Below are 19868 nucleotides of genomic sequence, written 5' to 3'. Positions count from 1 at the left end.
GGTCCGTCACGATTCCTCGGTGTCGAGGGACTCGGCGCGGCCGCGCCGGGTGCCCTGCTGGATGGACGACATCATCGACCGCAGCTGCTCGGGCGTCCGGTCGGCGCGGGCGGCCGGCGCCGGCTCGGCGGGCGCGGAGCGGTCCTCGCGCAGCTGGGAGGCCATGTTCTCCTGCCGGACGCGCTTCGGCAGCGAGGGCTTCTCGCCGGGCGACGCGCCGGGGGGACGGCGCCGGACCTCGCGGGGCGAGCGCGGCACGCTCGGCGGGGGCGGAGGCGGCGGCGACGCGGGTTCGGACGGCGGGTCGCCCCACGGCGAGGGCGCCGACCGGGGCGACGGCGCCGGGCCCTGCATCGGCTCCTCGAACACCGGGATGGGCCCGGTCAGCGCGTCCGGTTCCCCGTTCGACGCGGAGGACTGCATGGAGGACTGGATCGGCGACGGCGCCGAGTGCGGGGGCGCGGGGGCGGCCGGGGGGATGAAGGGGCGCGCGGGCTGGGCGAGCGGCTCCTGCGGCGGAGACTGCGGAGACGGCGCGGCGTGCCGCCCGGACGGCAGGTGCAGCACGGACCCGCCCTCGCCGCCGTCCAGCGCCGCCTGCGGGCCGCCGCGGCCGCCGCCCACGACCGTGCCGACGGGGACGAGCGCGTCCTCCGCGCGGCGGGTGGTGAGCGCGGGCGCGCCGCTCACCGTGTCGCCCTCGTCGGGGACGACGAGTTCCTCGGGCAGCAGCACGATCGCGGTCATGCCGCCGTAGGGGGACGTCCGCAGGGTGACCTTGATGCCGTGCCGGCGGGCCAGCCGCCCGACGACGAACAGGCCGAGCTGCGCGCTGTCGGACAGGTCGAACTCGGCGGCGGTGGCGAGCCGCTCGTTGGCGGCGGCGAGGCTGGGCTCGTCCATGCTGAGGCCGCGGTCCTCGACCTCCAGCGTGAAGCCGTGCGAGACGGCCTGCCCGTGCACCTGGACGGTCGTGTGCGGCGGCGAGAACGTGGCGGCGTTCTCGATCAGCTCGGCGAGCAGGTGGATGACGTCGGCGACGGCCGGGCCGACGATCGCGGCGCGGGTCATCGGGGCGACGTTGACCCGGGTGTAGTCCTCGACCTCGGAGGCGGCGGCGCGGGCGACGTCCACGATCGCGACGGGGCTGCGCCAGCCGCGGCCGGGCGCCTGCCCGGACAGGATGATCAGGCCTTCGGCGTGCCGGCGCATGCGAGTGGCGAGGTGGTCGACCCGGAACAGGTCCTCCAGGTCGTCGGGGGTCTCGATGCGCCGCTCCATCGAGTCCAGCAGCTTGAGCTGGCGGTGCAGCAGCGTCTGGCTGCGGCGGGCGAGGTTGACGAACACGTCGCTGACGTTGCGGCGGAGCGTCGCCTCCTCGACCGCGCTCTGGATCGCGGTGCGGCGCGCGGCGTTGAACGCGTCGCCCACCTGGTCGATCTCGCGGGTGCCGAACGACAGCGGCGGCGCCTCGGCGGCCACGTCGACCTCCTCGCCGCGGCGCAGCCGGCGGATCACGCCGGGCAGCCGGACGTCGGCCAGGTCGATCGCCTCGCGGCGCAGCCGGGCCAGCTCGCGGATGACCGACCGGGCGACCCAGATCGCGAGGACGAGGGTCGCGATGACCGCGACCACGCCGAGCGCGCCCGCGAGGACGACGCGGGTGATGATGCCCTCGGAGATCGGCTGGGCGCGCTCCTCGGCGCCCGCGGAGACCGCCAGTTCGAGGCCGCGCAGCCGGGTGAGGTTGGAGTCGGCGGTGGTCTTCCACAGCACGCCGGCCGTGCCGGCGGAGTTGACCAGCCGGGGCGAGGCGACGAAGTGGTCCTCCAGCGTCCGCAGCCGGCCGTACTCGGGCATCCCGACGATGCGCTGGTAGTAGGACTGGTCGGGCGAGCGCAGCTCGGCCGCGGTGTAGGTGTAGAGGGTGCGCTGCGTCCCGACGAGCTTGGTGTACTGGGCGTGCTCGTCGGGGGTGATCCTGCCGGCGGCGATCGCGCCCGCCAGCAGCGCGTCCTCCTGCGCGAGGGCCTCGCGGGCCCGGGTCAGCGACGCCTCGTTGCGGGCGTCCTTGGCGACCTCGGAGTTGTTCAGAGTGGCGAGTGAGCCCTGCAGGGCGCCGACGTCGCCGAGCAGGGTCGTGTAGTCGGCGAAGGCGCGCGCCCGGTTCAGGCGCCCGGCGTCGATGGCGCGGCGCCGGTCGTCCAGCCCGTCCAGCTCGGTGAGGATCTTGTTCGCGATGCGCCGGGCGTCCTGCGAGGCGGCGCCCTGGACGGCCTCGGATCTGGCGAGCCGGCGGAACAGCTCGGCCTGCCGGTCGGTGACCAGGCGGCCGGACTCCATGGCGGCGCGGTCGCCCTCCGCGCGGCCGCCGAGGTACACCATCGACAGGCGCCGCTCGGCCTGCAGGGCGCTGCCGAGCGCGCCCGACGGGTAGCCGTAGTGGTCCTGGACGGTCTTGACGTGGCGGAGGTTGAGCCCCTCGCCGAGGGCGATGCTCGCGGCGAACGCCCACAGCACGCCGAGGGAGACCACCGACACGGTGACCATCAGGACGACCTTGAAGCGGATGGACCGGAAACGCGCGGCCTTGGGAGCCCGCCGGTGACCGGCGGACGAGTCCGTGGTGCGGCCTCGATTTGGCACTGCGGCTGAACCTTCACTCGGGGCGGACGGGACGGGCAGGTGGCGGGTGGCGGGCGGGCGTCGACTGCGCGGAGCGGCTCGCGCGGAACGCAGGAGAGCCTAGGACGGTCAGCCGCTATGTGTCGACAGTTTCCAGATCATCACGTTTTGTGGCGACGGATGGCCCAAAATACCCCTACGATGCCTCAGCGTGATGGCTCGTACCCCAGAAGCGACGACGACCGTGCGCTCTCCGGCCCGTCCCCGCCGGGCCCTCCTCGCCGCGGGGGCACTGGTCGCGGCGGCGCTGACCGGCGCCTGCAGCGGCGACTCCGGCGGGACCGCCGCGCCGCCCGACGTCCCGATGCTGCAGGAACTCGGCACCCCGGAGGGCCGGCTCGACCTGGTCGCCTGGGCGGGGTACGCCGAGAACGGCACGAACGACCCGAAGGTCGACTGGGTCAAGCCGTTCACGAAGGCGACCGGCTGCAAGGTCTACACGAAGGTCGCCGACACCTCCGACTCGATGGTCGCGCTGATGAAGACCGGGCAGTACGACGGCGTGTCGGCGTCCGGCGACGCGAGCCTCCGGCTCATCTACGGCGGGACGGTCGCGCCCGTCAACACCGGCCTGGTCGCGAACTGGGAGGACGTCGCCAAGTACCTGAAGAACCAGCCGTACAACTCCGTCCGCGGGCAGATGTACGGCATTCCGCACGGCTACGGCGCCAACATGCTGATGTACCGGACGGACAAGATCACGCAGCGTCCGACGTCGTGGAACGTGGTGTGGGACAAGAACTCCCCCGCGGCCGGGCACGTCGTCGCCTACGACTCCCCCATCTACATCGCGGACGCGGCGCTCTACCTCAAGACGCACCGCCCCGACCTGAAGATCACCGACGTGTACGAGCTGGACGAGAAGCAGTTCGACGCGGCGGTCGACCTGCTGAAGCAGCAGCGTCCGAACGTCAACCAGTACTGGGCGAACTACCTGGACGAACTCCAGTCGTTCAAGAGCGGCTACAACTACGCCGGCACCGCCTGGCAGGTGACCGCGAACCTGGCCATGACGGACAAGGCACCGGTCGCCACGACGATCCCGACCGAGGGCGCGACCGGCTGGTCCGACACCTGGATGATCTCCTCGAAGGCCCAGCACCCGACCTGCATGTACAAGTGGATGAGCTGGATCACCACGCCGAAGGTGCAGGCGGAGGTGGCCCAGTGGTTCGGCGAGGCGCCCGCCAACCCCAAGGCGTGCGGGTACACCGCCAAGGGCTTCTGCTCGACCTACCACGTCGGCGACCCGGAGTTCTACAAGCGCCTGGCGTTCTGGAAGACCCCGGTGAAGGACTGCGGCGACGACCGCGGCAGCAAGTGCGTGGACTACTCCCGCTGGGCCCAGGCCTGGACCCAGATCAAGGGCTGAGCCGCTCCGCTCCGGCACCGGCCCGCGGGTCGGGTCGCGGACGTCAGGGCCAGCGGTACTCCGCGCCCTCCGACGGGACGTGGTGGGGCAGGTAGCACTTCGTCGTGACGTGCTCGTCCTTGCAGTCGAGGCACAGGTAGGTGCGGTGGCCGCGCAGCCCGCGGCCCCGCCTGTCGCAGGGCGGGCAGACGCACGGCGACCAGCCGACGATGACCCGGCCCGGGTGGAGCCTGTGCCCCGCCGGACACAGGAACGGGACGTGTTCGAGAGCCTGCACGCCTCGACCCTACTCGAACAAACGATCGATCGAGAAGCGGCCTTCCGCACGTGGCGGGAGTCAGTGGTCGCGGGTGGCGGTGTGGTGGGCGAGGGCGCGCAGTTCGGCGGCGGCGCAGGGGGCGGCGTCGGCGGCGTCCAGCTCGGCGAGGGCCTCGGCCAGGAGCTCGTCGGCGCGGGCGGCGGCCCAGGAGCGGCCGCCCGCCGCGTCGGCGAGGCCGGCGGCGCGGACCACCTCCTCGTCGGTGAGCGGCGTGTCGCGCAGGTAGAGCGCGGCGAGCTCGTCGCCGGCGGCGCCGCCCGAGGTGAGGGCCGCGACGAGGGGCAGCGACTTCTTGCGGCGGCGCAGGTCGGCGTGGACGGGCTTGCCGGTGACCGCCGGGTCGCCCCAGATGCCGAGCAGGTCGTCGGCGAGCTGGAAGGCGAGCCCGAGGCGCTCACCGAAGGCGCGCAGGCGCGCCACCTGCCCGGCGGTGCCGCCCCCGTACACGGCGCCGAGCGCGCAGGAGGCGCCGAGCAGCGCGCCGGTCTTGCCCGCGGCCATGGCCAGGCACTCGTCGAGCGTGACGTCCGCGCGCTCCTCGAACGCCAGGTCGGCGCGCTGGCCCTCGACCAGGTCGAGGACGGCGCGGGCGAGGATGCGGACGCCGCGCGCGACCACCGCGGACGGCTCCTCGGCGAGGAGCTCGTAGGCGGCGGCGAGGAGGGCGTCCCCGGTGAGGATCGCGGCGTTGGCGCCGAAGACGGCCCAGGCGGTGGGGCGGTGCCGGCGGGTGAGGTCGCCGTCCATCACGTCGTCGTGCATGAGGGAGAAGTTGTGCGCGAGCTCGACCGCCACGGCGGCCGGCAGGGCGGCCTGGACCGTCCCGCCGACCGCCTCCGCGGCCAGCAGCGTGAGCGCGGGCCGGATCGCCTTGCCGCCCGCCCCGGCGGCCGGGCGGCCGCGCTCGTCGCGCCAGCCGAAGTGGAAGCCCGCGGTGGAGCGCGACGCGTCCGGCATGGCCTCGACCACGTGCCGCAGCGCGGGGTCGAGCAGGCGGCGGCTCCAGGTCAGCACCTCCGCCGCGGCCCGGGGGCGGTGCCGCGGCTCCGTGCGGTGGTCGCAGCCGACCACGGCCGGGTCGTCTCTCCAGGCGGGCATGGCGTGTCCCCTCTCCTCAGCGGGCGATCTCGACGTTCTCCAGGACGCCGAGGGCGTCGGGGACCAGCACGGCGGCCGAGTGGTAGGCGCTGACCAGGTAGGTCAGCAGCCCCCGGTCGTCGATGCCGGTGAACCGGACCGACAGGCCCGGCCGGACCTCGCCCTCCAGCCCGGTGCGGTGCAGGCCGATGACGCCCTCGTCGTCCTCGCCGGTGCGCAGCGCGAGGATCGAGCTGGTCCCGGTCGGGGAGATGGGGATCTTGTCGGACGGGAGGATCGGGACGCCGCGCCAGGCGTGCGCGCGGCGTCCCTCGACCTCGACGGGTTCGGGGTACACGCCGCGGCGGGTGCACTCCCGGCCGATCGCGGCGATCGTCTTCGGGTGGGCGAGGAAGAACCGGGTCTTGCGGCGCCGCGCGAGCAGCTCGTCCATGTCGGCGGGGGTCGGGGGGCCGCCGAGGGTCTGGATGCGCTGGCGCAGGTCGGCGTTGTGCAGCAGGCCGAAGTCGGGGTTGTTGATCAGTTCGTGCTCCTGGCGCTCCCTGATCTCCTCGATGGTCAGCCTGAGCTGCTGCTCGACCTGGTCCATCGGCTCGCCGTAGAGGTCGGCGACCCGGGAGTGGACGCGCAGGACCGTCTGGGCGACGGCCAGCCCGTACTCGCGGGGCGAGGCCTCGTAGTCGACGAACGTGCCGGGCAGGACGGGTTCGCCGCCGTGCCCGGACGCCACCTCGATCGCCGCCTCGCCGTGCCTGGTCTGCGGCGGGACGGGCGCGGCCCGGTACTCCTCCAGGTGCGCGCGCAGCGGCGCGGACCGCTCGGTCAGCTCGTCGATCGCCCCGCGCGGCAGCGTCAGGACGATGACGGGGGTGAGCGCGCGGAACGTGTGCGCCCACTCCCCCGGCTCGCCGAGCAGCGCGTCGGCGCCGAAGAACCGGCCGTCGGCGAGGACCCCGACCCGGCTCTCGGCGTCGTAGGCGCCGGGCGCGGTCTCCTCGACCTTGCCGTGCGCGACGAGGTGGACCGCGTCGAGGGGCCCGCCCGACTCCGCGATCACCTCGCCGGGCCGGTACTCGCGCTGCTCGAAGCGCGCGGCGAGACCGTCCAGGACCGCGGGGTCGGGCAGGCCGCGCAGCGGCGGCAGCTCGGCCAGTTCGGGCGGGACGACGCGGACCGCCGCGCCGTCGTTGACGAACGTCACGAGGCCGTCGCCGAGCCGGTAGGTGAGCCGGCGGTTCACCCGGTAGGACCCGGCGTCCGCGCGCACCCACGGCAGCTGCGACAGCAGCCACCGCGGGGTGGTGCCCTGCGTCTGCGGGACGGACTTGGTCGTCGTGGCGAGGTTGCGCGCGGCCCGGGTGGAGAGGGCCGGCCGTTCCCGCGTCACGCGCCGGCACCGCCGTGCGCGACCTCGACCGACTCCAGCATGCCGAGCGCGTCGGGCACCAGGACGGCCGCCGAGTAGTACGTGCTGACCAGGTAGTTGATGAGCGCCCTCTCGTCGACGCCCATGTAGCGGACCGACAGGCCCGGCTGGTACTCGTCGGGCAGGCCGACCTGGTGCAGCCCGACGACGCCCTGCGCCGCCTCGCCGGTCCGCATCAGCAGGATCGAGCTGGTGAGCGTGCGGCTGATGGGGATCTTGTTGCACGGGAAGATGGGCACGCCGCGCCAGCCGGGCACCTTGTGGCCGCCGACGTCGACGCTGTCGGGGTAGACGCCGCGGGCGCTGCACTCGCGGCCGAACGCGGCGATCGCCTTCGGGTGGGCGAGGAAGAACGCCGGGTCCTTCCAGACGAGGGTGAGCAGCTCGTCCATGTCGTCGGGCGTGGGCGGGCCGGAGCGGGTGTGGACGCGCTGGGAGAGGTCGGTGTTGTACAGCAGGCCGAAGTCGCGGTTGTTGACGATCTCGTGCTCCTGCCGCTCGCGCAGCGCCTCTATGGTCAGCCTGAGCTGCTGCTCGATCTGGTCCATCGGCTGGTTGTAGAGGTCGGCGACGCGGGTGTGGACGCGCAGCACGGTCTGCGCGACGCTCAGCTCGTACTCGCGGGGCGAGGCCTCGTAGTCGACGAACGTGCTCGGCAGGACGGGCTCGCCGTCGTGCCCGGAGGCCACCTCGATCTCCGCCTCGCCGTGCGCGTTGTGGGCGCGCGGGGGGCTCGTCCGGTACTCCTCCAGGTGCGCCTGGAGGGAGGCGGACTGGCCGAGCGTCTCCTGGAAGTCGGCCCGGCTCATGCTGAGGATCGTGCAGGTGGTCACGGCCTTGACGGTGTGCTCCCAGGTCGGGGGCTCCTCGCCCGCCTGCGTCGCGACGAGGGCCTGCTCGCCGAAGAAGTCGCCGTCGGCGAGCGTGCCGAGGACCGCGTCGGAGCCGTACTCGCCGGCGCCGATCTTGCTGAGCTTGCCGTGCGCGACGAGGACGACGCGGTCGACGGGATGCCCGCGCTCGACGACGACGTCGCCGGGCGCGTACTCCTGCTGGGCGAAGCGCCCCGCGATGGCGCCCAGGGTCACCTCGTCGTCGTAGCCGCGCAGCGGGGCCAGTTCGCCGAGCTCGCGCGGGATCACGCGGATGTCGGCGCCGGTGGTGACGAACGTGACCCGGCCGTCGCCCAGCGTGTAGGTGAGCCGCCGGTTGACGCGGTAGGTGCCGCCGGAGGCCTGCACCCAGGGCAGCAGCTTCAGCAGCCACCGCGACGTGATGCCCTGCATCTGCGGGACGGACTTGGTCGTGGTCGCGAGGTTCCGCGCGGCGTCGGTGCCGAGGCTCAGCCGGTGGTCCTGTTGCTGCTGGTCCTGGAGCTGCTGTTCCGTCACGTCACACACCACCGATTCGTCGTGGGTCCGAGGGGATGGCGGCCTTTGGCCACCGGTGACGCTACAGACGGTAATGAGACGGTTGCAAGCAGCCATGGGCTCCACCTCTGATTCGCCCTCGGGCCACACAAGTCGCACCGGTACGCGACTTCCCCTGCAATATGCATTCTTAGGCATATACGCAGGCGGTTATGATGACGCCATGACATCCGCGTTCGCCGTGCTCGCCGAGCCGGCCCGCCGCCGCATCCTGGACCTGCTGCTGGAACGTCCGCGCCCGGTGGGCGAGCTCGTCGAGCGGCTGGGGCTCACGCAGCCGGGGACGTCCAAGCACCTGCGCGTGCTTCGCGACGCGGGTCTCGTCCAGGCGCGCCAGGACGCGCAGCGCCGCGTCTACGAGGTCCGCCTGGAACCCCTCGCCGAGGTGGACGCGTGGCTGGCCCCCTACAGGCGCGCCTGGGCGTCGCGCCTGGACGCCCTCGAAGAGCACCTCGACGCGGCGGAATGACATGGGACGCCGCCGTTACCGCAGGCTCCTGGTAGGCGCCGACACCTACCGGTGGGTGGTGGGGCACCAGCATGAGAGGGACGAGGAGGGCATCCACGGCTGCCGTGAGGTCCTGCTTCTCAGCAAGGACGGGCGTCCGGGGAACATCAACGTCGTCTTCCGTGAAGGGCCCGGCAGGATCGTCCCGGACGGCGGCCCCTACACGCACAGCGGAAGCGTGTGCCGCGCGGAGGACGAGTCCATGCTCAACCTGCACAAGCCGAGCGTCGTCCGCGCGCTGGTCGACGTCGTGGTGGAGCGCGGCGAGGACTTCGGCTCCCGCGTCGAGCTCGACGGCTGGACCGTCATCGACGCCGTCTACGCGCGCCTGCGGGCGGCGGAGCGCTGACCACCGGTCCCCACCTCACCCTCGCCGCGCCCCGGCGCCCACCGGTTCCGGGGCGTTCTCCTCCCCGGCCTGGTCGATCGGCACCCGGGCCGTCTCGGGGATCCTGAGGATCGGCAGCAGCGCGACCAGCGCGACGATCATCAGGTAGTAGGCCGGGACGTAGTTGGAGCCCGTGGCGTCGATCAGCGAGCCCACGAGCACGGCCGCCGTGCCGCCGAACAGCGACGTCGAGATGTTGTAGCCGATCGCAAAGGCCCCGTACCGCACCTTCGTCGGGAACATCGCCGGGAACGTCGCGCCGATCACCGCCAGCATGAGGACCAGCAGCCCGCCGATGATCGCGTAGCCGACCGCGACCCCCGCCGGGTCGTGCGTCTGCATCAGCGCGAACGCCGGCCAGGACAGCACCAGGAAGCCGGTCGCCGCGGCAACCAGCAGCGGCTTGCGGCCGACCCGGTCCGACAGCGCGCCCAGCGGCAGGATCACCGCCATCATCGCCGCCTCCACGCCGATCGTGGTGAGCTGCGATGTGGTGTCGTCCATGTCCAGGAAGTCGACGAGGTAGGACGGCATGAACGTCAGCAGCGTGTAGACGGCGACGTTCAGCAGGACCACGATCCCGATCAGCCTCAGGATGGTGCGCCAGTGGTGCTCCACGGTCTCCTTGAGCGGCGACCGGGCCTTCCTGCCCTCCGCCTCCATGTGCTGGAAGGTCGGGGTGTCCTCGATCCGCGTCCGGACGTAGAGCCCGACGGCGCCGAGCGGCAGCGCGATCAGGAACGGGATGCGCCAGCCCCACTCGTGCATCGCGCCCTCGCTGAGCGCGAGGTCGATCCCCAGCACGAGCCCGGCGCCCAGGATGTAGCCGCCGAGGGTGCCGAACTCCAGGAACGCGCCGTAGAACCCGCGCCGGTTCGTCGGCGCGTACTCGGCGATCATCGTGGCGGCGCCGCCGTACTCGCCGCCCGTCGAGAAGCCCTGGACGAGCCGCACGGCGAGCAGCAGCAGCGGCGCGGCCATCCCGATCGTGGAGTACCCGGGCAGCACGCCGATCACGAACGTGGAGCCCGACATCAGGATGATGGTGGCCGCCAGCACCCGCTTGCGGCCGAGCCTGTCGCCCATGGGCCCGAAGAACAGCCCACCGAACGGACGGGCGAGGAACGCCGCCGCGACCAGCGCGAACGAGCGCAGCGTGGCGCTGCCGCCCGCGTCCTCCGGGAAGAACACCGTGCCGATGATCGCGGTCATCACCCCGGCGCTGAACACGCCGAAGTCGAACCACTCGATGCAGTTGCCCATCGCCGAGGCGATCACCGCCTTGCGGACGGCGCCCTCGTGGGGCTCCGCGCCCTCCGGCGGGCCGGAGCCCTCGCCTCCGCGTCCCGGATCCGCTCCCTGCCGCGCGTTCGTCGACTCTTCCACGGCCGACCTTCTGCCCGAAGATCAGCGGAAGTAACACCGGAGTGAGGCTCCGCTGACGGTGCGGCAGAAGGCCCTGGTCACGCCTTCGCGGTCACGCCTTCCGGGACTTGCGCGGTGTGCGCGCGGTGTCCTCGTCGTCGTCCGCGGCGGTCCCGTTTCCCGCGTCGCCGGCGCCGCCGAGGAGGTCGTCCGGCAGCGACGGCAGGACGGTCGTGCGCTGCGGGTCGCCGCCCAGCGGATCATCGTTTCGCGCGCCGCCGCTGCGGGGCGGGGCCTCGCTCCGGGCGGACGGCTCGCCGGTGCTCCCCGGGTCGCCCGGCAGCTCGTCGGTGCGCTGCGGATCGCCGTCCAGCAGCTCGTCGAGGGTGGTGGTGGCCTGCGGGTCGGCCGGCTCGTCGAGCAGGTCGTCCTCGGGGATGGCGACGAGCGCCTGCGTCTCCTGCGCCTCCCGCGTGATCACCCCGCTGGCGAGGACGGTGTTGCGGTGCCGCAGCGCGCCGTTCTCGCGGAGCAGGTTGTCGTTGTCGGAGCGGGCGCGGGCGATGCGGCGGCTCAGCCGGACGTGCACGAGGAGGCCGCCGGCGGCGGCGCCGAGGACGAACCCGGCGACCGGGAGGCCGACGGCCGGGGGCGCGAGCGTGGCGACCAGCGCGACGACGACCAGCGCGACGACGACCGCAAGCGCGAGCAGGTGCTCTTCCACCCAGTCCAGGACGGTGTTGACGCGCTTGGGGATCCTCACTCGCCTTCTCCTCCACTCGGTTGGGAACCGGGGCGACGACCGGGCCGGGGCGCGGTGTTCCGGCGCCGTGGCTCCGCCGTTCCAGGGGACGCCGCCGGGCTCCGCGGCCGGGACGGCTCCGGGCTCGCGCCCCTTGCGCGCCGCCCTGTCGTTCGACGGGCTCCCGCGGATCGTGATCGGAGGGAGACCTTGCCGAAACCCTAACAGGATGTGACGGCCGCATCCGACCCGGCGCCCCCGCGCGCCGCCCCCGGACCGCCGCGCCGCCGTCCGGTGCGACCGCGCCGCGTGATGCCCCTCTCTGGTGCGCCCGCCGGGATGCGAGCACGTGGTCGCGGCGAATATCGTCCATTGATATGAGCGAACACTTTGACGTCGTGGTCCTGGGCGCGGGCCCGGGTGGTTATGTCGCCGCGATCCGGTCGGCACAGCTGGGGCTGAAGACGGCGATCATCGAGGAGAGGTACTGGGGCGGGGTGTGCCTCAACGTCGGCTGCATCCCCTCGAAGGCGCTGCTGCGCAACGCCGAGCTGGCGCACATCTTCACCCAGGAGCAGAAGACCTTCGGGATCAACGTCGAGGGCAGCGTGTCCTTCGACTACGGCGTCGCCTACCAGCGCAGCCGCCAGGTGTCGGACAAGCTCGTCAAGGGCGTCCAGTTCCTGATGAAGAAGAACAAGATCACGTCCTATGACGGGCGCGGCACGTTCACCGACCCGAACACCCTGCAGGTGGCCCGGCAGGACGGGTCGAGCGAGACGGTGACGTTCGACAACTGCATCATCGCGGCCGGCGCGCACACCAAGCTGCTGCCGGGCACGTCGCTGTCGGAGCGGGTCGTCACCTACGAGGAGCAGATCCTCAGCTCCGAGCTGCCGGGCAGCATCGTCATCGCGGGCGCGGGCGCCATCGGCGTCGAGTTCGCCTACGTGCTGCACAACTACGGGGTGAAGGTCACGATCGTCGAGTTCCTCGACCGGATGGTGCCGAACGAGGACGCCGAGGTGTCCAAGGAGCTGGCGAAGCGGTACCGCAAGCTCGGCGTGGACGTCCTCACCTCGACCCGGGTCGACGCGATCGACGACTCGGGCGAGAAGGTCAAGGTCACCGTCACCGGCAAGGACGGCGCGCAGCAGGTGCTGGAGGCCGACAAGGTGCTCCAGGCGATCGGGTTCCAGCCGAACGTGGAGGGCTACGGGCTGGAGAAGACCGGCGTCGCGCTGACCGAGCGCGGCGCGATCGACGTGGACGGCCGCTGCCGCACGTCCGTCCCGCACATCTACGCCATCGGCGACGTCACCGCGAAGCTGATGCTCGCGCACGCCGCCGAGGCCATGGGCATCGTCGCCGCCGAGACCATCGCCGACGCCGAGACCATGGAGCTCGACTACGTGATGATCCCGCGCGCCACCTACTGCCAGCCGCAGGTCGCCTCGTTCGGCTGGACGGAGGCGCAGGCGAAGGAGCAGGGCTTCGACGTCAAGACCGCGAAGTTCCCCTTCAGCGCCAACGGCAAGGCCCTCGGCCTCGGCGAGGGCGAGGGCTTCGTGAAGGTGATCAGCGACGCGAAGTACGGCGAGATCCTCGGCGCGCACATGATCGGCCCCGAGGTGACCGAGCTGCTGCCGGAGCTGACCCTGGCGCAGCAGTGGGACCTCACCGTCAACGAGGTCGCCCGCAACGTGCACGCCCACCCGTCCCTGGGCGAGGCCATGAAGGAGGCCGTGCACGGCCTGGCCGGGCACATGATCAACCTCTGATTCCGGCGCTCCGGCGCTACGGCGCGAGGCCGCCGCCACGGTTCGTCCGTGGCGGCGGCCTCGCCGTTTCTCCAGGGTTCTTCCGGGGGTCAGGGCCAGCGCTTCAGGGCCCGGTAGGCGGGCTGCCACTGCGTCTCGAACGCGGCGCGGGCCGGTTCGGGCAGGACGGCCAGCGAGGTCGCCACCGTCGCCTCGTCCGCTCCGTCGAGGATCCAGGGGAGCACGCGCGGGCCGTTCGGGCCGACGTGGCGGCCGTGGGCCTGGCCGAAGTTCTGGAACTGCTCCAGGGTCAGGGTGGCGTCGAGCAGCGGCAGGGCCTCCTTCTCCTCGTGCGCGAGGTGCGCGGTGAGGGCGGTGGCGAGGGCGTCGACGAGTTCGCCCACGGGTTCGGCGCCCGTGTCGATGGCCTCGATCAGAGGGTCGACGGCGGCGTGCTCCGCCTCCATCGCGTCCAGAAGGGCCAGGTCGTCGCCGCGGCCGTCGAGGGCCTTCCGGACAACGGGCCAGAGGGCCTCGTCCTCGGCGGTGTGGTGGGCGTGCAGGGCAGTCTTGAACAGCTCCCAGCCCGCCGCCGCGGCGAGGAGGCGGCGGGGGTCGTCGTCCTCGCGCGCGGTGACCTTGGCGAGGTGCTCCAGTTCCCTCCTCAACGCGTCGTGCATGGCGTACATCAGGGTCCAGTCGTATTCGCTCATCGTTCCTCCTTCACCGCATTGACGGAGCGGCCGGAGGAAAGGTGACGAACCGGAGAGGACTGGTCAGGACGTGTGCGTGGGCGCGGGTTTGGTGAGGCGGCTGAGGAGGCGCTGGCCCTGGCGGGAGCTGATGTCCAGCCGGCGGGCCAGTTCGGCGCCGGTGATGCCGGGTTCGGCGTCGAGGATGGCGAGGGCGCGGGCCTCGTTGTCGGTGGCGACGCCGCGCGGGGCCGGCCGGCGCGGGGGCTTCTCCGACGGGGCCCTGGCCGCCGGTTTCCTCGGTGCGGGCTCCTTCGGCGCGGGCTCCTTCGCGGGCGGGGCCTCGTCCACCGGTTCCGGCTGCGGCGCCGTCAGCTCGGTCACGCGGACGAGGGCCTGGTCGAGCATGACGCCGTCGCGGAGCATCCACACGACGTCGGCCGGGGCCCTGCTCTTCCACTTGCGGCCGTAGTGGGCGTCCAGGAGGGCCAGGGCGTGGCGGCGGCGCTGCTCGGCGGTCAGGGCGTGCGGGTAGGAGGTGATCTGCCACAGCACCATGCGGCGCCACAGCCGGAACGTCGAGAACGGCGCGAGCAGCCACCGCGCCAGGGGGATCCCTTCGCGGACGATCCCGGCGGCGATCCCGGCACGGCGGCGGATGGCGTGCCGGACGGCCTCGATGAACGTGATGAACAGCACCGGCATGGCGGCGTGCATCACCATGCCGGTCACGTCGCCGTGCGCGGCCGAGACGTTCAGCCAGACGGTCGCGGCGGTGAACGCGAACGCCATCCAGCGCAGCGCCGGCATCGGCATGGCCAGCCACTCCAGCAGGAGCGCGACCGACACCAGCGCGAGGATGCCGAGGTCCACGCCCGCCGGGACGATCCACGCCTGGCCGCCGAACCAGGGCTCGGCCACGTCGCGGACGGAGGCGAACGACCCGTAGCCGCCGAGCCCGGCCAGGCCGGCGAAGAACAGCCCGCCGACCCCGGCCAGGACCCGCTGGGCCCGGGTCAGCGGCACGGCGGCCGCGCGCGGCTCGTCCATCGGCGTCCCTCCGTCACGGGGTCGAGAGCACCCCGCGACGGTAGCGTGCCCGCGACGGCCGTCCGGACGAAAGCGCCATAACCCCCCAGAAGCCGCAGGTCGCCCGGGGGTCAGCGGAGCGGGTCGAACGGGTCCAGCTCGCGGGGGCGGCGGCCGGTCGCGATCATCTCCGCGAGGAGGCTCCCGGTGGCCGGGCCGAGCGTGATGCCCCACATGCCGTGGCCGCCCGCGGCGAAGACCCGCGGCGACCGGGTGGCGCCGATCAGCGGGAGGCCGTCGCGGGTGCAGGGGCGCGACCCGACCCACTCGTCCTGCCGGGCGTCCAGGTCGGCGCCGTGCAGCAGCGGGCGCGCGGCCTCGGTGATCGCCCTGATCCGGCGCGGGTCGAGCGGCGCCTCCGGGCGGCGGAACTCCATCATCCCGGCGACGCGGAGCCGGTCGCCGAGCGGCGTGCATGCGACCCGCTGCGCGGGGAAGTACACCGGGCCGTCCGGGACGCGCTCCATCGGCACGCTGAAGCTGTAGCCGCGGCCCGCCTGGACGAGCGCGCCGACGCCGAACCGCCGGGCGAGATCGCCGAGCCACACGCCGCTCGCGAGGACCACCGCGTCGAACGCCTCGAAGTCGCTGCCGCCCGTGCGGACGGCCACGCCGCCCGGCTCGTCGCGGACGTCGGCGACCTCCGCGCCCACGCGGATCTTGCCGCCGCGGTCGCGGACGGAGTCGGCGAGGGCGTGCACGAACACGCCCGGGTTGATGAAGCGCTGGCCGCGCAGCAGGATCGCGGCGCCGATCTCGTCCGACAGCGCGGGCTCCACACGCCGCGCCTCGTCGCCGGTCAGGACCTCGTACTCCAGTTCCTGGCCCGCCGCGCGGATGTGCTCGATCTCCTCCAGCAGGACGCGGCGCTCGTCCGCCGTCCGGTACGCGGCGAGGAAGGAGCCGGCATCGTTCGTCTCCGCGCGGACGCCGCCGTCCAGCAGGGCGTCGAAGCTCGGCAGCGCCCGGCCGTTGATCGGCACCAGCGCCTCCATCGCGCGCCGCCACCGGGCCGCCGTGCTGTTGCGGGCGAACCCGGCGAGGAACCGCAGCAGGCGCGGGTTCGCGCTCGGCGGGACGTAGACCGGCGACGACGGGCTGAGCACCGCGCGCACGCCGTAGGAGAGGACGGCCGGTTCGGGAAGCGGCGTCGCCAGGCCGGGGGTCAGCCACCCGGCGTTGCCCCAGGACGCTCCGGCCGCGACGTCCCGCCGGTCGAACACGGTGACGTCGTCGCCGTGCTCCTGCAGGAACCATGCGGTGGACAGACCGACCATGCCCGCCCCCACGACGGCGACTCGGCGCGCCATGACCTCTCCTCTCCTTCGTGAATCACGTCACTTCGATGGTGATGCGTCCGCCCGCCGATGCCCCTGTCGCATTCGGCCAATCTGGACGACGACCATGATGCGAAGCGCACAATGGAGGAAAGGGAGGAGAACGCATGATCAGCGTGACCGGCCTGGTCGACGCGCTGGGCCCGGGGCTGCTGCGCCTGGTCGCGCCCGGCCGGGACGCGCAGGTGCACGACGTCGTGCTGGCCGAACCGGGCGAGGCGGCCGGACGGCCGGGCGAGATCGTCCTCGGCGCGGGCGTCACGGACCCGGCGGGCGCCGTCGCGCTCCTGGAACGCGCCGACGCGGCGCGGGCGAGCGGCGTCGTGCTCAAGTCGCCCCTCGCCGGGGCCGCCGAGGTGGCGGCCGCGGCGCGCCGCCTGGAGCCGGCGCTCATGGAGCTCCAGCGGGACGCGTCCTGGACGCACGTCATCTGGCTGGCGCGCGGCGCCATCGACCGCGCCGCCGCACCGTTCCCGGGACCGTCCGGACCGCGGGACGACCTGTTCGCCCTGGCCGACACGGCGGCGGAGATCGCCGACGCCCCGGTGACGCTGGAGGACGCGCGCTCCCGCGTCCTCGCCTACTCGGGCCGCCAGGACAGCACCGACCCGGCCCGCGTCTCCACGATCGTCGGCCGCCGCGTCCCGCCGCAGGTCATCGCTCATCTGCGGGCCTCCGGCGTGTTCCGCAAGCTGGCCCGGTCGAGCGACCCCGTCCTCGTCCCCGCGGGGCCGGACGGCATGCTGCCCCGCCTCGTCATCCCGGTCCGCGCGGGCGGCGAATGGCTCGGCTCGATCTGGGTGGTGGCGCGCACGCCGATCCCCCCGGACCGCGTCCTGCGGCTGGCCGACCTGGCCTCCGTCCTGGCCCTGCACCTGCTCCGCCTCCGCGCCGAGGCCGGCGTCGCCCGCCGCGTCTCGGCGGACCAGTTGCGCGCCGCGCTCCAGGACGGCTCCCAGCCCGTCCCGGCCCCGCCGCCCTGGCGCGTGGCCGTCCTCGGCAACCAGGCCGAACCCGAGGACATCCGCCAGCGCCTCGACCTGTGGGACGCCCTGACCCGCCGCTACGGCTGGCACCGCCCGCTCCTCACCGACCTGGCCGGCACGGTCTTCGCGGTGGTGACGGAGCCCGGCCGCGACACCGCCGAGTCAGGCACGATGCCCTGGCTGCGCGACGTCCTTTCCCGCGCCCGCGCGCACGACCGCACCCTCTACGCGGCGGCGGGCGGCCTGGCCCGCTCCCCCGCCGACCTCCCCCGCTCCCGCACCGAGGCCACCGAACTCGCCGCGCTAGTCGCATCCGGTCGCCTCACCCCTGGAACGGCCCTCCTGGAGGACGCCTGGGAGGCCGTAGTCGTGGAACGCGCAAGAAAGGCCGTCGGCACCGACCTCCTGGGCGGCCCCCTACCGGCCTTGCGCGCCCACGACGAGAAGCACGGAACGTCCTACCTCCCGACCCTCGCCGCGTGGCTGGACCACTACGGCGACCCCAAGGGAACGGCCCAGGCTTTGGACGTCCACCCCAACACCCTCCGCCACCGCCTACGCCGCATGGCAGAGGTCACCCCCGTAGACCTGTCGACCCCCCAGAAACGCCTGGCCCTCCGCCTCCAACTGACCACCCTCGAATAGCCCGCAAGTCGGCTGGAACGGTCATTCGGGAGTGGGCGACGTTCCCGATGCGGGTGCGGGCGGCTGCGGCCGAGAGGCCTCGAAGGGGGTTCCGTCAGGCAGGAACTCGTGTTTCCACAGCAGTTCCCGATCGGATCGATCGGGTCCATAGCGCCGCGCACGCCAAAGTATTAGAGCGATCCCTAGCGTCTGGACCATGGCCGCGATGGCGATCCTGCGGATGGAGTAGCCATCCCACAGCATCAGCGACAACACGAACACCCCCCACAACAGCGGCAGGCGTACGGAGGCCCACTGGCTCAAGATGTCATCCCGGACCCACCAGCGATACTTGTACGGAACGCGCTTGCCCCGGAGACGGTAGGCAAGAAGGTGGCGCAGGGGAGGGCGCACGCGGTGTCGGGTGGCCAGCCCGCCGCGGATGACGGCCCATGATTCCCGCAGCGTGGGTGTGGAGCGTCCGGGTTCGGCGGCGTCCAGAAGCGTGCCCAGCAGTTCGGCACCGCGGATCTCGCGGTAGTGGCGCGGGTAGGCGCGCAGCAGAAGGCGGCAGCGGTTCTCGTACCGAGTGCTCATGCCAGCTCCGGGGAGATGCGGGGCAGGGAGAGGCGAGATCGGGCGCGGGCGGCCAACGCGGCGCGGCGCTCGGTCTCGGCTTCGACGGCTTGGCGGCCGGCTCCGGTGAGGGTGTAGTAGCGGCGGAACCGCCCGTCCACGACCTCCTCGCGGTGGACGTCGACCAGACCCTCGGTGCCGAGCCGGTCCAGGGCGGTGTACAGGGTGCCCGAGGCGAGTTTGATCCGCCCCTCCGACAACTCCCCGACCGCGCTGATGATGCCGTAGCCGTACAGAGGTTCAGGGGCGAGAGCGAGCAGGATCAGGTAGCTCTGCTCCCGCATCGGTCGACTCATACGGCATATATATCGCCTAACTACACATCTCGTCCAGCCAGGGTCTGAACGGTGGGCGGGTCCAGCAGGCCGGGTCACCGCCTGCGAGCCCGCGCGGGGACGCGTCGAAGCAGGCCCAGCCGTGGGCCGCTTGGCCGGTCTTTCGAATGTCAAGGCCCCCTGGGGCCATTTCGCAGCACACTGGCACGTGTTCACGAGATGGCTTTCTCATTTCTCGCCTATATTCCCCCATCCGTTCTTTGAGCATATTTTCGGTGAACCGCGAGTTAATTCGCGACCAATGGCGAGCAAGCGTCTCACGCGAGAGTGAACTGGCGACAGCAGGCTGCGATACGTCGTCGCGCACGGTCCGTTGACCTGGTTCGCAGCCTTCAGTCGGATGTAGAGCCGATAGTGCCGGGGAGCCCATTGATTAATGGTTCCGGAGGCCCTGGGGCGGGCGGATTCCGCTCTCGATAATCGACATGCCGTCGATCGCCCGTGCCCTCTGGGAAACGCGTGGCGATCACAGATACGTTCGAGGAGAACAAGCGTGTCGATGAAGAAGTTCGTGCCGCTCGCCGCTGCCGCGCTCACCACGGCGGGCCTGGTGGCGGCCGCTCCGGTGGCCTCCGCCTCCCCGTCCGGCGCCGGCGCGGGGACCGGAAAGGTCACCGTGGCCAAGGTCGGCAAGCCCAAGTACATCGCCTACACCAACTGCAAGGCGAAGGGGCGCTGGGGGAAGGGCTACATCAAAACCGACGGCAAGCCGACCAAGAAGCACCCGCTCGTCACGGTCGTCGAGTGGGGGTACGCCATCCAGAAGACCAAGGGCAACCACAAGAACTCGATGGTCAGGTCGCTGCTCGCCGTCCACGAGGGCACCGGCAAGTGGCGCCTGTCCGGCGGCCCCGGCTACACCGGGAGCAACGCCGTCGAGGACAGCAAGTGGCACAAGGGCAAGCTGGTCCAGTGGACCTCCATCGGCCGGGGCCGCATGGGCGAGAACGCCATCGAGTTCTGGTTCGACTTCGACAAGGGCACCGGCGGCCACTGCGACGCGCCGCTGATCCGCTACACGCAGCTCAAGCCCATCAGGTAACCGGACGCCGACGGCGGGGCCGGCACCTGCAAGC

The 19868-nt window shown here is 72.6% G+C and carries 18 protein-coding genes; 6 read left to right on the top strand and 12 right to left on the bottom strand.

The genetic code is table 11. The annotated features are described in order from the left end of the window. Window positions 1-6 precede the first annotated feature (6 nt). Entirely contained in the window at window positions 7-2550 is a 2544-nt protein-coding gene (locus tag ABWI07_RS02210) for a sensor histidine kinase (protein WP_353817425.1), read from the bottom strand. A gap of 289 nt (window positions 2551-2839) precedes the next feature. Between ABWI07_RS02210 and ABWI07_RS02205 the strand changes: the two genes are divergently transcribed. Beyond that, window positions 2840-4057, top strand: a complete 1218-nt coding sequence (locus ABWI07_RS02205; protein ID WP_149262675.1) for an ABC transporter substrate-binding protein — start codon at window positions 2840-2842, stop codon at window positions 4055-4057. Between the two features lie 43 nt (window positions 4058-4100). On the opposite strand, the gene ABWI07_RS02200 is transcribed toward ABWI07_RS02205, so the two are convergent. Genes ABWI07_RS02200 through ABWI07_RS02185 form a run of 4 tightly spaced genes read right to left on the bottom strand, consistent with a single transcriptional unit; the run spans window position 4101 to window position 8291 of the window. After that, complete coding sequence (locus ABWI07_RS02200; protein ID WP_149262463.1) at window positions 4101-4334, bottom strand: hypothetical protein; 234 nt, start codon at window positions 4332-4334, stop codon at window positions 4101-4103. A gap of 60 nt (window positions 4335-4394) precedes the next feature. Continuing rightward, window positions 4395-5474: a family 2 encapsulin nanocompartment cargo protein polyprenyl transferase gene (locus ABWI07_RS02195; protein ID WP_353817424.1), complete on the bottom strand. Its 1080-nt coding sequence runs from the start codon at window positions 5472-5474 to the stop codon at window positions 4395-4397. Between the two features lie 16 nt (window positions 5475-5490). Beyond that, window positions 5491-6861 (bottom strand): family 2B encapsulin nanocompartment shell protein, encoded by a 1371-nt coding sequence (locus ABWI07_RS02190; protein ID WP_353817423.1) that lies wholly within the window; start codon window positions 6859-6861, stop codon window positions 5491-5493. Further along, complete coding sequence (locus ABWI07_RS02185) at window positions 6858-8291, bottom strand: family 2B encapsulin nanocompartment shell protein (RefSeq protein WP_353817422.1); 1434 nt, start codon at window positions 8289-8291, stop codon at window positions 6858-6860. The genes ABWI07_RS02190 and ABWI07_RS02185 overlap by 4 nt, the downstream gene beginning before the upstream one ends. 202 nt (window positions 8292-8493) lie before the next feature. On the opposite strand from ABWI07_RS02185, the gene ABWI07_RS02180 reads away from it, so the two are divergent. Then, a complete protein-coding gene (locus ABWI07_RS02180; protein ID WP_149262459.1) occupies window positions 8494-8799 on the top strand; it encodes an ArsR/SmtB family transcription factor in 306 nt (101 codons plus the stop codon). Between the two features lies 1 nt (window position 8800). Continuing rightward, on the top strand, window positions 8801-9187 hold the full coding sequence (locus ABWI07_RS02175) for a hypothetical protein (RefSeq protein ID WP_353817421.1): 387 nt from the start codon (window positions 8801-8803) through the stop codon (window positions 9185-9187). A gap of 15 nt (window positions 9188-9202) precedes the next feature. On the opposite strand, the gene ABWI07_RS02170 is transcribed toward ABWI07_RS02175, so the two are convergent. Both ABWI07_RS02170 and ABWI07_RS02165 read right to left on the bottom strand, forming a co-directional pair. Next, the gene (locus tag ABWI07_RS02170) at window positions 9203-10612 is read right to left on the bottom strand and encodes an MFS transporter (RefSeq protein ID WP_353817420.1); all 1410 of its coding nucleotides are present in this window, start codon (window positions 10610-10612) and stop codon (window positions 9203-9205) included. Between the two features lie 91 nt (window positions 10613-10703). Further along, window positions 10704-11354: an ElyC/SanA/YdcF family protein gene (locus ABWI07_RS02165; protein ID WP_353817419.1), complete on the bottom strand. Its 651-nt coding sequence runs from the start codon at window positions 11352-11354 to the stop codon at window positions 10704-10706. Between the two features lie 356 nt (window positions 11355-11710). On the opposite strand from ABWI07_RS02165, the gene lpdA reads away from it, so the two are divergent. After that, window positions 11711-13114 carry a dihydrolipoyl dehydrogenase gene (gene lpdA / locus ABWI07_RS02160; protein ID WP_149262456.1) on the top strand — a complete coding sequence of 468 codons (1404 nt, stop codon included), beginning with the start codon at window positions 11711-11713 and terminating at the stop codon, window positions 13112-13114. Between the two features lie 89 nt (window positions 13115-13203). Here the strand turns inward: lpdA and ABWI07_RS02155 are convergent, their stop codons facing one another. The 3 genes from ABWI07_RS02155 to ABWI07_RS02145 all read right to left on the bottom strand — a co-directional run bounded on the left by ABWI07_RS02155 (window position 13204) and on the right by ABWI07_RS02145 (window position 16184). Continuing rightward, the gene (locus ABWI07_RS02155; RefSeq protein ID WP_149262455.1) at window positions 13204-13806 is read right to left on the bottom strand and encodes a hemerythrin domain-containing protein; all 603 of its coding nucleotides are present in this window, start codon (window positions 13804-13806) and stop codon (window positions 13204-13206) included. Between the two features lie 63 nt (window positions 13807-13869). Then, window positions 13870-14835 carry a DUF2637 domain-containing protein gene (locus ABWI07_RS02150; RefSeq protein ID WP_353817418.1) on the bottom strand — a complete coding sequence of 322 codons (966 nt, stop codon included), beginning with the start codon at window positions 14833-14835 and terminating at the stop codon, window positions 13870-13872. Window positions 14836-14945: 110 nt separating this feature from the next. Next, window positions 14946-16184 (bottom strand): NAD(P)/FAD-dependent oxidoreductase, encoded by a 1239-nt coding sequence (locus ABWI07_RS02145; protein WP_353817417.1) that lies wholly within the window; start codon window positions 16182-16184, stop codon window positions 14946-14948. Between the two features lie 134 nt (window positions 16185-16318). On the opposite strand from ABWI07_RS02145, the gene ABWI07_RS02140 reads away from it, so the two are divergent. Beyond that, window positions 16319-17842, top strand: coding sequence for a PucR family transcriptional regulator (locus tag ABWI07_RS02140; RefSeq protein ID WP_353817416.1), 1524 nt, complete (start codon window positions 16319-16321; stop codon window positions 17840-17842). Between the two features lie 21 nt (window positions 17843-17863). On the opposite strand, the gene ABWI07_RS02135 is transcribed toward ABWI07_RS02140, so the two are convergent. Together ABWI07_RS02135 and ABWI07_RS02130 are read right to left on the bottom strand one after the other, a co-directional pair. Further along, complete coding sequence (locus tag ABWI07_RS02135) at window positions 17864-18418, bottom strand: hypothetical protein (protein ID WP_149262452.1); 555 nt, start codon at window positions 18416-18418, stop codon at window positions 17864-17866. Next, entirely contained in the window at window positions 18415-18753 is a 339-nt protein-coding gene (locus tag ABWI07_RS02130) for a PadR family transcriptional regulator (protein ID WP_149262451.1), read from the bottom strand. The genes ABWI07_RS02135 and ABWI07_RS02130 overlap by 4 nt, the downstream gene beginning before the upstream one ends. 532 nt (window positions 18754-19285) lie before the next feature. Between ABWI07_RS02130 and ABWI07_RS02125 the strand changes: the two genes are divergently transcribed. Continuing rightward, window positions 19286-19834 carry a hypothetical protein gene (locus ABWI07_RS02125; RefSeq protein ID WP_353817415.1) on the top strand — a complete coding sequence of 183 codons (549 nt, stop codon included), beginning with the start codon at window positions 19286-19288 and terminating at the stop codon, window positions 19832-19834. Window positions 19835-19868 lie beyond the last annotated feature (34 nt).

It is taken from the genome of Actinomadura sp. NPDC000600, from assembly GCF_040492135.1.
GTDB lineage: Bacteria > Actinomycetota > Actinomycetes > Streptosporangiales > Streptosporangiaceae > Spirillospora.
The sequence above is the reverse complement of the archived record's forward strand: the minus strand, read 5'-3'. Positions and strand labels throughout refer to the sequence as shown.